The organism is Pseudoalteromonas sp. S408 (assembly GCF_005886645.1).
GTDB lineage: Bacteria > Pseudomonadota > Gammaproteobacteria > Enterobacterales > Alteromonadaceae > Pseudoalteromonas.
Window position 1 is genome coordinate 47509 of record NZ_PNDY01000010.1, and the last position, 15865, is coordinate 63373.

The window sequence follows — 15865 nt, forward strand, 5'->3', positions numbered from 1 at the left end:
AGAGTGCAAATTTTAATTACCAGAGTAAATTAGTCAAGTATTATCACTTGATAAAAATTTGATTTAAAAACATATCGCTTATAGTGAATGTAGTTAACAAATTTTTAATACTTGACCTGTTTTGTCAAGTATTATCACCATTGTAATTACCTGAGTAATTTAGTCAAGTATTAGGCAGTTATTTAAACACCCGTTTATATAACTAATTGCTATACCTTACTTAGGAATCGATTTATTTATAGAGGTAAGAATACCGCGCAAAATATTCATCTCTGCCTCTTCTGGGCGAGCACGGTTAAATAGACGACGAAGCTTTGTCATTACAATGCCTGGATGCTGTTTGATGATGAAGCCTGTGTTATACAAGGTCTCTTCAAGGTGATCGTAAAACAGCTCTGTTTGTTTAGAGTTTGGGTAAACCGTGTCGTCTTGCGCTTCTTGTTTAGGTTGCTTATTCAAAAATGCCATACGTGTTTCGTAAGACAATGTTTGCACAGCCATTGCCAGGTTTAATGAACTATATTCTGGGTTAGCTGGAATACATACATGGTAGTTACACAGCTGTAGCTCTTCGTTGGTTAAGCCACTGTTTTCACGGCCAAACACTAATGCCACAGGACCATTCTCGGCTTCAGCCACCAGCTTTTCACCACACTCGCGAGGCTCAACCATCGGCCATGAAAGCGTGCGCGAACGTGCGCTTGTACCAATAGTTAATGCACAATCAGCAATGGCATCTTCAAGCTTTTCAACAATCACTGCATTACCTAACACATCGCTGGCACCTGCAGATAATGCACTGGCATGGCTGTCAATTTCACAAGCAGGGTCAACTAAATAAAGTTTTGATAAACCCATTGTTTTCATGGCGCGAGCCGCCGAACCTATATTGCCAGAGTGTGATGTGTTAACTAAAACAACGCGAATATCGTCTAAGATCATTGCTGTGCTTCTTACTAATGCCAAAAAATTGCGCGAATTCTAACATAAAAGCTTAAAAAGATCCTAGATCCTTAAAGCCGATCAACATACGTAATAAGGGCCTTTAAACCATGGCCGCTTTTACATACACATCAAAACGGTTCTTTTTGGTTTTAATTTGCATACTGGGGGTTTTGTCATTTAAAAACGGGGCGTAATCAGGGCGCTTAACCACCACTCGCTTACTCGCAAGTGGGTAGGCAAATTCAAGTAAATCATCGGCGTCGGTATCTGCGCCTACTAGCTCTTGAAACACTCGCATTTCTTTTTTTACTAAGGCTGACTTTTCGCGGTGTGGAAACATGGGATCTAAATACACCACATCGGGCATGCTTTCACATTGGGAAAGTAACGTGTGGCTTGAGCCAAAGACTAGGCTCATATTGTCTTTCATCCAAGGGCCAATTTCTGTGTCGCTGTAAGCTCTGTTTAAACCGTCGGCCAGCAGTGCAGCAACAACCGGATGGCGCTCATGTAAAATAACCTTGCAACCGAGTGACGCCAATACAAAACCATCACGCCCCAAACCTGCGGTTGCATCAAGTACCACAGGCGTTGCCCCTTTATTAAGGCCAACCGCTTTGGCAATAGCTTGGCCTTTACCGCCACCAAATTTTCGCCTATGAGCAGCAGCTCCGGTGACAAAATCAACGTTAATGGCGCCTAATTTAGGTTCATCTGTTTTAAGTAAACTCAGCCCTGTATCGTCATAGTGAAGGCTAAAACCTTGGCTCTCTTGTTGCCACTTTGCCAAACCAAAACGTGTTTCTAATTCATTTAAATACGGGCGACACTCTTTAAAGGCACACTGAATAACCACAATACACTCCGACGATAAAATACCGCCAGAGTATATCAACCAGCGGGCTTAAGCGCACTAAAATAGCTCTATGTCAGGCTCTTGGTTATTTGTCGTCTCAATGTCATCTACTTTGTGGCGTAAACTCTGTAAAAACTCACTGCGGCTTTGTGTTACCTGCTCAAACTGATATTTTATAAACGCTAAATCGCTATTGGCAGACACCAACAACTGCATCGTGTGTTCAAGTTGCGATATACATAAATCAATATCGGCGGGATTTAAGTTATTTTTTTGAAGCTCGATAGCTGTATTTAGTGCCTCTAGTTGTGCACAAAACTGATCGGCTACATTACTTTGCGTGACATTTTGAGCGTTAAACTGGCTTGTTATATCTTCCAGTGCCGTGCTAATTTGATCAGCTTGCTCGTAGGTTTTTTCGTTTCTTTCCATAGTAACGACCTTTTCATTGGTGACCTCTAAAATATGAGGGAATAAATCTTTATAACGCCCATATTTTTCGGTGTCATCGACCGGCATATTCTTAACCAGTAGCGATAGCTTTGGGTAGTTGATAATAGTGCTGTCACCTATATCAACAAACCGCTGTGCGTCTTTGTGTTGCGCCAATAACTCTTGCTCTAGTGGGCATACGCCGCCTTGCAAGCTGTAAAATTCACTTTTATGTTGGTACCAAAATACAACCACCACATCCAAATTGAAGGGGGTAAAAAACCCCAAAAAGTACTCGCTCAAAATGTCTAAACTGTTGGCATGATAACTTTGGCCAACATAGCGCATAATTCGCCCCATATCTCCCGACTCGGTCATCGCCATTGCGGCAGTTTTGTTGGCTTTATTTATATCGCTTTCGAGTTTGACGCATTGTTGGCGATACGCATACAGTATTTTAATACGTGCCATTAGCTCTTCTGCGTTAAACGGTTTCATTATGTAGTCAGACGCACCAACACTGTAGCCTTTTACTCGGTCGATAAGCGCTTCTTTTGATGACAAAAACATAACCGGAATATCTTTCGTATCGGGATTTTGTTTTATTTCTTGGCAGACTTGATAACCCGACTTGCCCGGCATTTCTATATCAAGAAGAATAATATCGGGTTTATGTTCGTTTATTAATCTAAGCCCTTCAGCGCCTTCTTTAGCGTGAAGAAGTTTGCAAAACCCAGTTAAAGACTCTTCAATAATAAGGTGGGTTAATTTATCGTCATCAATGGTAAGTACTAACTTTGTCATATACAAATCCGTTCAGCTGAGTATGCTTAGAGCATAGTACGGCGTGCTGAAATTACTAACGTTTATAGCCTATTATCTACACACAATAAAAAAGCGCCGTTTAGGCGCTTTTGTTACATTTAATAAATGGCATATTTTTAAGCTGCTATGCCACTATGGCGAAGTAGCGCATCAACACGTGGCTCGCGGCCTCGGAAGTTTTTGAATAACTCCATAGGCTCTTCACTACCGCCCTTTTCTAAAATATGTTGCATAAAGGCTTGCCCTGTTTGGGGATTAAAAATACCTTCTTCCTCAAACTTAGCATACGCATCAGCCGATAATACTTCAGCCCATTTGTAAGAATAATATCCGGCGCTATAACCACCCGCAAAAATATGGCTAAATCCATGCTGAAAACGGTTAAACTCAGGAGCTTGAACAACCGAGGTACGGCTGCGAACATCATTCAATACCGCCTGAATTTGACACGGCTCGCCTGCGACATAATCGTTATGAATTTTGAAATCAAATAACGAGAACTCAATTTGACGCAGCATTTGCATGCCTGAGTTGTAGTTTTTAGCAGCTAATAACTTATCAAGTAGTTCTTTGGGTAGTGGCTCGCCGGTTTCAAAGTGACCCGAAATAAAGCGCAACGCTTCTTCCTCGTAACACCAGTTTTCTAAAAACTGACTTGGTAGCTCTACGGCATCCCATGCTACGCCATTGATACCTGCTACAGGTGCAGCATCAATTTGAGTTAGCATGTGGTGAATACCGTGGCCAAATTCATGGAATAAGGTGGTTACCTCGTTATGGGTAAATAAAGCCGGTTTATTGCCTACCGCTTTGTTAAAGTTACATACCAAATAAGCGACAGGCGTTTGTAACTCGCCATTAGCGCGTACCTTACGACCCATACAATCGTCCATCCATGCACCACCGCGTTTGCGGTCGCGTGCGTATAGATCTAAGTAAAAGCGACCTCGTAGCGTGTCATTGCTATCAACAATTTCAAAAAAGCGTACATCTTTATGGTACGTATCAAAATCGGTTACTTCATTAACACTAATGCCAAATAAACGGTTAACCGTTTCAAATAAGCCACTTAACACTTTATCAGCAGGGAAATATGGGCGCAGTACTTCATCAGAAATTGCATATTTTTCTTGTTTTAATTTTTCGCCGTAGTAGCCAAAGTCCCACGCTTCTAACTCTGTAATTCCGTGTTTTTGTGCAGCATACGCTTTTAGTTCTGCCACTTCTTGCTCTGCTTGCGGCTTAGATTTAGCGGCTAAATCTTCTAAAAACGAAAATACTTGCTCTGGTGTTTCAGCCATTTTTGTCGCTAGTGATTTCTCAGCGTAGCTGTTAAACCCTAATAACTGAGCAAGCTCATGGCGAAGTGCAAGTGCTTCTTTCATAATGTCTGAGTTATCAAACTCACCCGCATTTGGACCTTGATCCGATGCGCGTGTGCTAAATGCCGTGTAGGTTTCTTTGCGAAGCTCACGGTTATCAGCATACGTCATAATTGGCAAGTAAGATGGAAAATCAAGCGTAAATACCCAACCTTCTAGCTCTTTACTTTTGGCGGTGTCAGCAGCAAGTGCACGTGCAGACTCGGGGAGTCCGGCTAAATCGGCTTCGTCAGTAATGTGTTTATGCCACGCCAACGTCGCATCCATTACATTATTACCAAATTTAGATGAAAGCTCAGATAAGCGCGCACTAATTTCGCCATAGCGTTTTTGCTGATCGCTCGCTAATGCAATGCCCGACAATTTAAAATCGCGCAGCGCGTTGGTAATTGATTTTTGTTGTGCTGTAGTCAGTGTTTTAAATTCGTCACTGTTGTACAAGGCATTATACGCTTCGTATAAACCTTGATGTTGGCCTACAAAGGTTGAGTACTCAGAAATAAGAGGTAAACATTGTTCATACGCTTCGCGTAGTTCGTCATTGTTCATTACTGAATTTAAATGAGAAACAGGCGAGAACAGTCGCGATAGTTTATCGTCGGCTTCTTCAAGTGGTAACACTAAGCCATCCCACGTGTATGACTTTTTTGCAAGTACGTCATCGATAGCTTTTCGGCAATTTGCTATACCGTCTTTAAGTGCCGGTACTACAAATTCAGGCTTAATTTTAGAAAATGGTGGTAAGCCCTCAAGGCCAATTAGTGGGTTGCTCATAAATACTCTCTTTGCGTTAATGCATTTCATTTTTAAATTGGGTCTAAAAGTTAAAAAACAACTTACTTTTATTAATCTGGCTATTCGAAAGCCATTAAAAACCACTTTTAGACTCGGTAATAACGAATGCCTACAGGTAATGCAATCTAAAGCGAGTCCGGTTACGTACTGCAGATATTCTGTTTGGTACTGACTTAGCGTATCGGTTTATATCGATAAGGCTGTAAATTCGAATGTTTTTTTACTAAACATAGGTCACCTAAATACTCTTTATTTTTAAAACTTAATGTTATGCTAATGCGCATAAAACTCAACGCCTAAGGACTTAAAATGACACAACACTTTGATTACATTGCAATTGGCGGTGGTAGTGGGGGGATTGCCTCTGCAAACCGAGCTGCTATGCGTGGCGCTAAAGTCGCACTTATTGAAGCAAAACACATGGGCGGAACCTGTGTAAACGTAGGCTGTGTGCCTAAAAAAGTTATGTGGCATGGTGCCCAAGTAGCTGAAGCAATCAATTTATATGCGCCAGATTACGGTTTTAACGTTGAAGTAAAAGATTTCAACTGGAGCAAGTTAGTAGAAAGTCGTGAAGCCTACATTGGCCGAATTCATAAAGGTTACGATAACGGACTAGCCAGCAATGGCGTTACCGTCATTAAAGGCTTTGCTACATTTATTGATAGCAAAACTGTTGAAGTAAATGGTGAACACTACACCGCCGATCATATTTTAGTGGCCGTAGGTGGGCGCCCTACTATTCCAAACATTCCGGGCGCTGAGCATGGAATTGACTCAAATGGCTTTTTTGAGCTTAACGAACAACCTAAACGCGTAGCTGTTATTGGTGCGGGTTACATTGCCGTAGAGATTGCGGGTGTATTACATAGCTTAGGCACAGAAACACATTTATTCGTGCGTAAGAGTAAGCCTCTGCGTACATTTGACCCTTATATTATCGACACGCTCGTCGATATTATGGCTAAAGAAGGTCCGACTCTTCATACTGACTGCTCCCCTAAAGAAGTAATCAAAGAAAGTGACGGCAGTTTAACTATTCATTTTGAAAACGGTTACAGCCAAAATGTTGATCAGGTTATTTGGGCCATTGGCCGTACACCTACAACAGACAAAATAAACCTTGCAGCAGCGGGGGTAGAAGTAAACGAAGGTGGTTATGTAAAAGTAGATGAATACCAAAATACGACGGCTGAAAATGTTTATGCCGTGGGTGATATTATCGAAGGCGGTATTGAGCTTACGCCTGTTGCAGTTAAAGCGGGCCGTACCCTATCTGAGCGCTTATTTAATAAAGATCTCCCACACGACTTAAAAATGGATTATAGCCTAGTACCTACCGTGGTATTTAGTCATCCGCCTATTGGTACCATTGGTTTAACCGAGCAAGAAGCGATTTCTCAATACGGTGGCGAAAACGTGAAAGTGTATAAATCAAGCTTTGCTGCTATGTACACCGCGGTAACTCAGCACCGCCAAGCATGCAACATGATGCTAGTTTGCGCAGGGGAAGAGGAAAAAGTGGTTGGCTTACACGGGCTTGGTTTTGCCGTTGATGAAATGATTCAGGGCTTTGCCGTAGCGATGAAAATGGGCGCAACTAAAGCTGACTTTGATGCTGTTGTTGCACTACATCCAACGGGCTCTGAAGAGTTTGTTACCATGCGCTAAGCTATTTAAGCTAAACTCTGGATAATAAATCTCTTAACCAGAGTTCAAGTTATTTACTAATTTAACTAGGGTGTGTTGACCTTTGCGGATTAAAGTTTGTTCAATCTAGGGGCGATTAAATCGCGGCGCGAGGTTTGTAACCTAGTGGGCTAAGTAAAAACCGAGTAACAAAGAGTTTATCGCCCCTAGGCAGAACCCGAAGGGCAGCGCATGTTTGGCATTTATGCTGCGTTATCGCCTATTTATGGGGAATAACCACACTACATAGGTTCTGCCTTGCCTAAAAACCAAACATGCTGCTGCAAATTCAACCATCAAAGATCAACACGCCCTAGGCCCCTTACAGTTATGTGTTAAGGGGCCTTTTTATTAGGGTAAAATTTGCTTATTAGCTAAATAACTCAATATACTAGCGTGTGTTTATCAACATACCTACAACTGGATATTATGATTACTGATATATTGCTACACCCGTTTCTTGTTTCAATTGTTATGCTTAGTTTTGCACTTGGATTAAAAGTACTTGTTGATAAATTAGCGAGAAACCGCGCAGAAAAAAAAGACAAAGATATTCGCTACATTGCACATAACATTAAACATTTTATTAATTTTGTGTTGGTGCTGTCGCTGTTGTTTGTGTGGTCGACTGAAATTCAAAATTTTGCGTTATCTATTGCGGCCTTTGCGGTTGCCATTGTTTTAGCCACTCGTGAGTTTATTCAATGTGTTATTGGCTTTTTTTACTTAGTCACCACACGGCCATTTAGGGTCGGCGACTGGGTGCAAGTCGGTGAATATTACGGTGAAGTAGCAGAAACAGACTGGATAAAAACAACCATGCATGAAATAGACATGCACACTTATCAGTTTTCAAGAAAAACGATTTACATACCTAATAATAAACTCATTACCAGCCCAATTAAAAATCTAAATTATGTAAAACGCTTTGCAACACATAGCTTTTCTATTGTTCGAAAAGAGAGCTTTAACCCTTACCCAATTTACGACACGCTCTCGGTGAAAGCTAAAATGTATTGCGAAGAGTTTGAAGAGCTCGCCACTCGTTATAACTCGATTATTGAGCGAAAACTAGATGCAAAAATATCGGGCCCTGCACCAGAAATACATTTTGGAACAACTGAATTGGGTGAGTTTAGAGCGCGCTTTACGCTATTTTGCCCAACCGAGCAGGCACTGGACATAGAGCATAAACTCACTGAGTGTTTTATGGCGCTATGGTATGAAGAAGAAATGAAGCATAAAATTGCGTTAAGCGAAGTAAATAACCAAGTAACTAGCTCATAGAGCGACTAGGCGCGAACGGTTTCGCGCCTAAACTTTATCGGTTGGGCCTTTAAGCTGTTCCACCTACCGTTAGCTGATCAATTTTAAGGCTAGGTTGCCCTACGCCAACCGGAACACTTTGGCCATCTTTACCACACACGCCTACGCCCTTATCAAGTGCTAAGTCGTTACCTACCATTGAAATATGCTGCATGACTTCAGGGCCATTACCAATGAGGGTGGCGCCTTTGATTGGCTGTGTAATTTTACCGTTTTCAATTAAGTACGCTTCTGATGCACTAAACACAAACTTACCCGAGGTAATATCAACCTGCCCGCCACCAAAGTTAGGTGCAAACACGCCTTTTTTAACGCTACTGATAATATCGGCTTGGCTATGCTCGCCACCTAACATATAGGTATTTGTCATGCGTGGCATAGGTAAGTGCGCATACGACTCACGACGCGCATTTCCCGTTGGGTTAACCCCCATTAAACGTGCGTTTAGCTTATCTTGCATGTAGCCTTTTAAAATACCGTTTTCGATAAGCACGTTATATGCAGCAGGAGTGCCTTCATCGTCTACGTTTAGAGAACCACGACGATCGGCCATGGTGCCATCGTCAACGACGGTACATAGCTCAGAAGCCACTTTTTGGCCTACTTTACCGCTAAAGGCAGATGCGCCTTTACGATTAAAGTCGCCTTCAAGGCCATGGCCTACCGCTTCGTGTAAAAGCACACCTGGCCAACCATTTCCTAATACCACTTCCATAGTGCCAGCTGGCGCGTCAATGGCTTCTAGGTTGACTTTAGCTTGGCGTACAGCTTCTTGTGCAAACTCCATCCAACGTGGTTGACCGTTTACCAGCTCTTTAAAATAGCCGTAATCTAAACGTGCTCCACCGCCTGCGCCACCGCGCTCACGACGGCCATTTTTTTCAAGCAATACTGAACAGTTTAAACGAATAAGCGGGCGAATATCGGTAGCAAATGTACCGTCACTGGCTGCAATTAATACTTCTTCGTATACTGCTGACATAGAACTAATTACTTGCTCTGCATCGGGGGCAAGTTCTCGAATGTAGTTTTCAAGCTCCCGTAATAAACTTACTTTATCGCTATCGCTCATACTTGAAATTGGCTGATGCGGTGCAAATTGCACTTTTGCTGATACATCACTAAATACTTTAATGGCTTTATCTTCGCCTGCATCGGCAATGCTGCGAGCTGCTGTAGCCGCTTTGTTAAGTGCTTCTAAGTTGATAGCATCTGAATATGAAAAGCCCGTTTTTTCGCCGCTTACTGCACGTACGCCAACTCCGCGCTCTACATTGTAAGAGCCTTCTTTTACTAGGCCATCTTCAAGTACCCACGACTCGTGATGACTCGATTGAAAGTATAAATCGGCGTAGTCTACTTTGTGCTGATGTATGTAAGCGAGCGTTTTTTCGAGCTCTTCTCTATTTAGCTGGCTGTCGTGTAATAAATGCTGTTCAACCGAATTCATAATAAATGCTCTCTAAATCGTTGATGAGACTGCACAGGCATATCTCGTCTAATTTTTTTTAACTGCTCTAAATCAGCGTTAGCGCTAATAAAACCTGTACCACTGGGTAAATTACTTAAAATGTTACCTCAGGGTGAAATAATAATACTGTGACCATACGTTTGTCGGCCATTTTCATGTGTGCCATATTGGGCTGCAGCAACGACATAACATTGGGTTTCGATTGCTCGCGCCGCTAATAATGCCTGCCAATGTACTTGGCCTGTCACCATTGTAAATGCACTTGGCACTAAAATAACCTCTGCGCCTTTACGCACAAGCGAAGTAAATAAGCCACTAAAACGCAGATCATAACATACTGTTAGACCTAGTTTACCAAAGGGAGATTCAACCACAACCACATCGCTACCAGCTTGGGTAAAATCGGATTCGCGGTAACTCCCCGTTTTATCATCTACGTTTACATCAAATAGATGTATTTTATTATACGTTGCAACGCACTCACCCTGATTATTATATAAATGTGAGGCGGCATAATATTTAGTATTGTTGTAAGGCTCAGGAATTGTCCCTGCGCTTAACCAAATATTATGGTGTTTACACAACTGACTTATTTGACGTTTGTATTGCTCAATATGTTTAGCTATTAACAGCGTATCGTGACCACTTTTGCTAAACACCAAAAAGGCCTCTGGTAGGCATACAAGCAGTGGCCGCTTAGCAGGGAGTGTGCTTAACGCTTTTTTTAACTCTGCAATATTGTCGTCGGCATTTAAGCCAGAGCACATTTGCAAAGCAAATATATTGTGGTTTTTAGGCGTCGCTAAATTAGTCATTAGTTGCGGTTACTTCAGCATCTTTAAGTTTTAAATCGACTGATGCTTGGGGCTGGTTTTGCGCCGCTTGTGGTAAGGTAACTTCACGGCTTTTCCTATCTAGCTCCTGAACAACAGGCTCGCTCATAGTGCCAGTCACTTTAAAATTAATTTCAGAAATAACGCGTGCAGAGTGTATTACTTTATCTAGTGCCAGTGCTGCTAGCCCTGTTACAGGATTTACCATCCATGCCACAATAACCGGAATACTTGAGGTAACCTGCGGCGCAACAGCAAGATCGTAGTTAATATCAAGCGTATTTAAATTTGCATACCCTTTGATAGTTAAATCAGCCGGAACGCCATCCATTTTAGTGTCTTTTGTATAAGCGATACCGTTCTCTAATTGCATAGAACCTTGCATGCTGTTGTAAAAGAACCCTTTTGAAAATACATCTCTAAAATCAAGTTTTAATTTACGCACCAACGAATCTAAGCTCAACAACGAAAAGACTCGGGCGCCACCGTCGCTAATTTCGGTTAGGTGCCCTTCTCCTAAGTCCCAATCAATTTCTCCACTGAGGCTCGGAACATCAAATGAGTAAGGTGCAGCTTGCCATGCAAGGTTGTAGTTTATAGTCGCTTTAGAGCCCTTAATTGCAGTGGTAATATCAAACTCATTAAACAAGGCCCCTATATCATCACTTTTAACCTCGCCACTTAGCTGGGTAAGCCCATTTTGCCATTGCCCTTTAGTACGTAAAATATGGTCGCCTTTATCAACAACGAGTTCAGAAATAACCAATCGCTTACCGTCGCCAAGTAACGAAGCGCTTACTTTATCTAGTTGGTAGTTGGTAATTTTACAATCTGCACATTCAAACTCTATAGCAGGTAAGTTCGTCAGCCACGTTAAATCGGTTTCGGGTTCTGCTTTTGCAGCTTCAGTAATGGGGGCTTCAATTTGCTCTGCAAAATTAACGCGTAAATAATCTGCGTTAACTCTAATAGGCTGGCTGCGCTGCGATGTAGGAATAAATACACCTGCACGCAGTTCTTTGGCGTTTAATTTTAAATACACATTGCTTTGCTCAGGGGCTAAGCGCATTTCAAAGTCGTTAAATACCATACTGCTAATATCGAGCATGCCAATATTGGCGACTACTTCATTCAGGGGTGGCATAATGCCTTGAGATTGAGGATCGTCATCGTTTTGGGCTGCACTAATAATTTGATCAATAAGATCTACCCAAGGAACAAGCTCTGTTTGCTCTAGGTTTATCGTAACGCTTAAGTCTTGTGAGTTAAGACCTAAGTCTTGCTTACCTATAATAAAGTGCGCATTGCTAAATTGCGATTTTCCATTTTCTAATATTGCATTAAAATAAAACTGCTTATTTACCTGTGTTGTTATAAGGTTTGAAATGTCATCGCCTTGAACAACCGCATTAAGAACCCACGGTTGTGTGTCAACTTTATTATATGGTGCTGGTAATTTACTTGTTAACCCAATAAGGTCAGAGTTAACCTGTGCACGGTAATTAAACCCTTGCTCGGTAAAATTAAGCACAAGCCCTATATCAACCGCACTTTGCCCTTCTAGTGAGCCTTTTAAAATACCTTGCCCGCTATCAATTAGGGTATTGGCATCAAGTTGTGCATTAATATTTATGTTTGCTTTATAGTCACTCGCTTCACTTTGGCTAGTGTAATTAATTGCCAGCGGCATCCCAAGCCATGTAGCGCTCGCATTTTTAAGTTCGATATTATCGTTTTTAAAGTTAAGCACGCCGGTTAAGTTATTTAATGCAATACCGGGTGTGGCAATAAATACTGGTAAGTCATCTAGCTTGACGGTGCCGCTAACACTTGCACCACCTTCAAACTTTGAACCTACCAGTAACTCAATGCTGGCATCGGCTTCACCTTTACCTTGTATGACCTCAAAAATATCAGCTAGCGGGCTCGCAATAGGTGTGGCTTTAAAGAAGGTGTGCAGGTTTTCCATCGGCGCTTTTTTATCTATTTGCACCACAAGCTCATCGGCATTCATTAAATCATTAATGCTAACTTTAACGCTATTACCCACATTTAAATTAACCAAGGTGCCTTGTTGGCTGTAAATGTCCATGCGCTCATTAGCAAAATGTAGTTTTACCTTTGCATCTGTTACAGCTGGCCACTGCGGATCAAACTGGTACGTGGCGTCATCAATTTGGGCAAGTACATCAAATTGCCCTGAGCCATCTTTAAACGGAAACCCAGATAATGGCCCGGCAAATAAAACTTGAGCTTTTGATATTTCACCGCCTTTTATAGCCCCGTTTAAGTAGCTAACGAGTTCTGGGCTCATTGCTTTTAACGGGAAATAATGACCCGCAATACTGGCATCCTCTGCAAACGCCTCTGCGTATAAATCAAGGCGCGGTGAATCACCAAAGCTAAGCTGCATCTCAGCAGCGAGTGTGACCTCATTGTTATCAAACCAAATATTGTCACTGCTAATACGCCAATTATTATTTTGCTTTGCGAGATCTAATTCTATGTTTAGCTGGTTATACTTAATGTTGTCACTAAAGCTGTCGCCAGTTATTAAGGTGCCGTTTTCGCCAAATAGGCTGATACGACCTTTATTTTGGTTTACTAACCCGTTTACGCGCAAACCTTGCGCTGCAGGTACTGAGTTAAGCTCTTGCCAGCCAATGTTATTGGCGTTAAACCATACTTGCCACTGCTGGTTACTTTCATAATTAACGTATGCCTGCTGTATTTGCCCACTTGGTTTACGCTTTAAAAAAGCATCGAGAGAGTCAAAATTAGTCAATGCTGCCAAGTTAGCCAGCAGCGCTATATCTATTTGATTTAACCAAATTTGATTATTTTCACCTAGTTGAGCCTCAAACTCTAAGCTTGGCCATGTCGTATTGTTGTTATTAAACGCTAAACCGGTGCTTTTTAAATGCCAATTACCTTGCTCAGGATAAAGGTGAAAGCCACCTTCACTTAAACTAACTTGCTGGCTTTGCGCTTCATTAAACCAAGTAACGGAGCTTGGCAGCCACTGCATTTTTATATCGTCAATCAGGCCTTTTTCAATTTTTAACCAAGCCTGTAAATTGATATCGCTAGTTAACTGTTGTTTTTCAGTATTTATATATTGCGCCAACCAATTAGACACATCTACCTTATTGGCTTGGACATACATGTTGCCCGCAACTTCTTCTAAGCTTTCCCCTTTCAGAGCAATGCGCGCGTCAAAGGTGCCAACCGAAATACCAGGTAAAGCTAATGTTCCACTGCCTAAATGTTGTGACTCTTCATTTTGCCAAATGATATTTTCAAGCAGGAGTTTACGCTCTTTGTTGTCGTCTAAAACAAAATTAATACTGGAGTTTTCTATTGCAAAATGACCTGTATTACCTAAAAACAGCCCTTCTATAAGCTCTTTTTGCTCAAACGAAACATTATCTTGAGTACTACTCTCAAACAAGTCTGTCACATTTACTGTGGTATGAAAGCCATTTATAACAAAGTAATTAGACTTTAATTGCAGTGTTTTTATGCTTTCCCATAAGTTAAGCTCTAGGCTGGTTTTTGCAATGGTTAGCGAAATAGGTGCAGTTTCGTTATCTTTAAACGACAAGTCTTCAAGCACAAGAGCAGGACCATTTCCCTGCCAACTTGCTGAAATAGCACCAATAGATAAACTAATAGCAAATTTTTCATCTAGGTAGGTTTCTATGTCACCTTTATAATCGTTTGCGTAAGGGAGTGTGTATTTTAATATTGAAACAATAACGGCCAGTAATACCAAAATTATGGCGCAGGTTTGCCATAACTTTCTAAAACAAAAAAAACAGACCGCTTTTGCTTTCATTACATCATTACCACATCAAACTGCTCTTGGCTGTATAAGCTTTCTGTTTGTATGTGTACTTGCTTACCTATAAATAATTCAAGCTCTGCCAAGTTGTGGTACTCATCATTAAGTAAGGCTTCACTTACAGCTGGTGCTGCATAAACCATAAACTTATCGGCTGCATAGGCGCGGTTTACGCGTACAATTTCACGCAATATTTCGTAGCATACCGTTTCGACTGTTTTTTGTGAGCCACGTCCTGAACATGCAGGACATACATCACATAAAATATGCTCTAAGCTCTCTCGGGTACGTTTTCGGGTCATTTCAACTAACCCAAGCGCTGACAAACCATTAATATTTGTTTTAGTACGATCTTTAGCAAGCGCCGATTCAAGCGAGTGTAATACACGGCTTTTATGCTCTTCACTGACCATATCGATAAAGTCGATAATAATTATTCCACCTAAATTACGAAGCCTTAACTGGCGCGCAATGGCAGACGTTGCCTCAACATTAGTATTAAAAATAGTCTCTTCTAAATTACGATGCCCTACAAATGCTCCTGTATTTACGTCAACCGTAGTCATAGCTTCTGTTTGATCAATAATAATGTATCCGCCGGACTTTAACGTTACTTTACGATGCAGCGCTTTTTGCACTTCGTTTTCTACATCGAATAAGTCGAATATAGGGCGCTCACCCGGATAGTACTCGAGTACTTGTGAAAGTTGCGGTACAAATTCTTCGGTGAATATTTTTAGCTCTTGATAGGTAAGCTTTGAGTCAACACGAATACGCTCCATGTCTTCACCCACGTAATCACGCAGTGTTCTAAAGGCAAGTGTTAGGTCTTCATGCAATATGGTTGCTTTGTTAGTTTTTTTACGACGTGCGGTTATTTTTTCCCACAGCTTCCTTAAAAAACCAGCATCGTGTCTTAACTCTTCTTCGCTTGCGCCTTCGGCCGCTGTGCGAACTATAAAGCTGCCATTTTCATCGCCATATTCTGCAACAATTTTTTTAAGGCGAGAACGCTCTTCTTCTGTTTCTATTCTCTGGCTCACACCAACATGCGTTGCGTCTGGCATAAATACTAAGTAACGAGAAGGAATAGTGATGTCGGTCGTTAGCCTTGCACCTTTTGTGCCTAATGGATCTTTCACCACTTGCACCATAATGTATTGGCCTTGGCGAACCAGTTCGCGTATGTCTTGCACTTTTTTTATTGGTACATCGTCTACGCCTTCAACAATGGAGGCACTGTTTACTATGTCTGATGCATGTAAAAATGCGGCTTTCTCTAAGCCAATATCAACAAATGCAGCCTGCATTCCCGGTAGAACACGGCTTATTTTACCTAAGTAAATATTACCAACAATACCTAGGTTACCAATGCGCTCTAATTGAATCTCTTGCAGCACACCGTTTTCGATTAGGGCAACACGGCTTTCACTCGGCGTTACGTTGATCAGTAATTCTGTACTCATG

At 41.6% G+C, this 15865-nt stretch carries 9 protein-coding genes and 1 pseudogene; 2 read left to right on the forward strand and 8 right to left on the reverse strand.

Annotated features, from left to right (window positions below):
• Positions 1 to 216: 216 nt before the first annotated feature.
• The 4 genes from trmJ to prlC form a co-directional block, all read right to left on the reverse strand.
• Positions 217 to 942 (reverse strand): tRNA (cytosine(32)/uridine(32)-2'-O)-methyltransferase TrmJ, encoded by a 726-nt coding sequence (trmJ, locus tag CWB62_RS09590; protein ID WP_058404652.1) that lies wholly within the window; start codon positions 940 to 942, stop codon positions 217 to 219.
• A gap of 103 nt (positions 943 to 1045) precedes the next feature.
• On the reverse strand, positions 1046 to 1801 hold the full coding sequence (locus tag CWB62_RS09595; RefSeq protein ID WP_058404670.1) for a class I SAM-dependent methyltransferase: 756 nt from the start codon (positions 1799 to 1801) through the stop codon (positions 1046 to 1048).
• 57 nt (positions 1802 to 1858) lie between these two features.
• Positions 1859 to 3037, reverse strand: coding sequence for a response regulator (locus CWB62_RS09600; RefSeq protein ID WP_138529482.1), 1179 nt, complete (start codon positions 3035 to 3037; stop codon positions 1859 to 1861).
• Between the two features lie 137 nt (positions 3038 to 3174).
• Complete coding sequence (gene prlC, locus CWB62_RS09605; protein WP_138529485.1) at positions 3175 to 5214, reverse strand: oligopeptidase A; 2040 nt, start codon at positions 5212 to 5214, stop codon at positions 3175 to 3177.
• Between the two features lie 330 nt (positions 5215 to 5544).
• Here prlC and gorA point away from each other — a divergent pair, with 330 nt between their 5' ends.
• Positions 5545 to 6906 carry a glutathione-disulfide reductase gene (gorA, locus tag CWB62_RS09610; RefSeq protein ID WP_138529487.1) on the forward strand — a complete coding sequence of 454 codons (1362 nt, stop codon included), beginning with the start codon at positions 5545 to 5547 and terminating at the stop codon, positions 6904 to 6906.
• Between the two features lie 447 nt (positions 6907 to 7353).
• Positions 7354 to 8211, forward strand: a complete 858-nt coding sequence (locus CWB62_RS09615; protein WP_138529489.1) for a mechanosensitive ion channel family protein — start codon at positions 7354 to 7356, stop codon at positions 8209 to 8211.
• 49 nt (positions 8212 to 8260) lie between these two features.
• Here the strand turns inward: CWB62_RS09615 and tldD are convergent, their stop codons facing one another.
• From tldD to rng, 4 genes and pseudogenes are all read right to left on the reverse strand, one after another.
• Complete coding sequence (gene tldD, locus CWB62_RS09620) at positions 8261 to 9700, reverse strand: metalloprotease TldD (protein ID WP_138529491.1); 1440 nt, start codon at positions 9698 to 9700, stop codon at positions 8261 to 8263.
• Positions 9697 to 10536 (reverse strand): annotated as a pseudogene (locus CWB62_RS09625) (carbon-nitrogen hydrolase family protein). Before CWB62_RS09625 ends, tldD begins: the two are co-directional and overlap by 4 nt.
• Complete coding sequence (locus tag CWB62_RS09630; protein ID WP_138529493.1) at positions 10529 to 14392, reverse strand: YhdP family protein; 3864 nt, start codon at positions 14390 to 14392, stop codon at positions 10529 to 10531. Before CWB62_RS09630 ends, CWB62_RS09625 begins: the two are co-directional and overlap by 8 nt.
• Positions 14392 to 15864 (reverse strand): ribonuclease G, encoded by a 1473-nt coding sequence (gene rng, locus CWB62_RS09635; RefSeq protein WP_138529495.1) that lies wholly within the window; start codon positions 15862 to 15864, stop codon positions 14392 to 14394. The genes CWB62_RS09630 and rng overlap by 1 nt, the downstream gene beginning before the upstream one ends.
• Between the last annotated feature and the right edge of the window lies 1 nt (position 15865).

Excerpts from the sequence above, each read along its gene's own strand:
- CWB62_RS09600 (WP_138529482.1), bottom strand. The coding sequence starts at position 3,037 with ATGACAAAGTTAGTACTTACCATTGATGACGATAAATTAACCCACCTT.
- trmJ (WP_058404652.1), bottom strand. The coding sequence starts at position 942 with ATGATCTTAGACGATATTCGCGTTGTTTTAGTTAACACATCACACTCT.
- gorA (WP_138529487.1), top strand. The coding sequence starts at position 5,545 with ATGACACAACACTTTGATTACATTGCAATTGGCGGTGGTAGTGGGGGG.
- CWB62_RS09615 (WP_138529489.1), top strand. The coding sequence starts at position 7,354 with ATGATTACTGATATATTGCTACACCCGTTTCTTGTTTCAATTGTTATG.
- CWB62_RS09630 (WP_138529493.1), bottom strand. The coding sequence starts at position 14,392 with ATGAAAGCAAAAGCGGTCTGTTTTTTTTGTTTTAGAAAGTTATGGCAA.
- prlC (WP_138529485.1), bottom strand. The coding sequence starts at position 5,214 with ATGAGCAACCCACTAATTGGCCTTGAGGGCTTACCACCATTTTCTAAA.
- rng (WP_138529495.1), bottom strand. The coding sequence starts at position 15,864 with ATGAGTACAGAATTACTGATCAACGTAACGCCGAGTGAAAGCCGTGTT.
- tldD (WP_138529491.1), bottom strand. The coding sequence starts at position 9,700 with ATGAATTCGGTTGAACAGCATTTATTACACGACAGCCAGCTAAATAGA.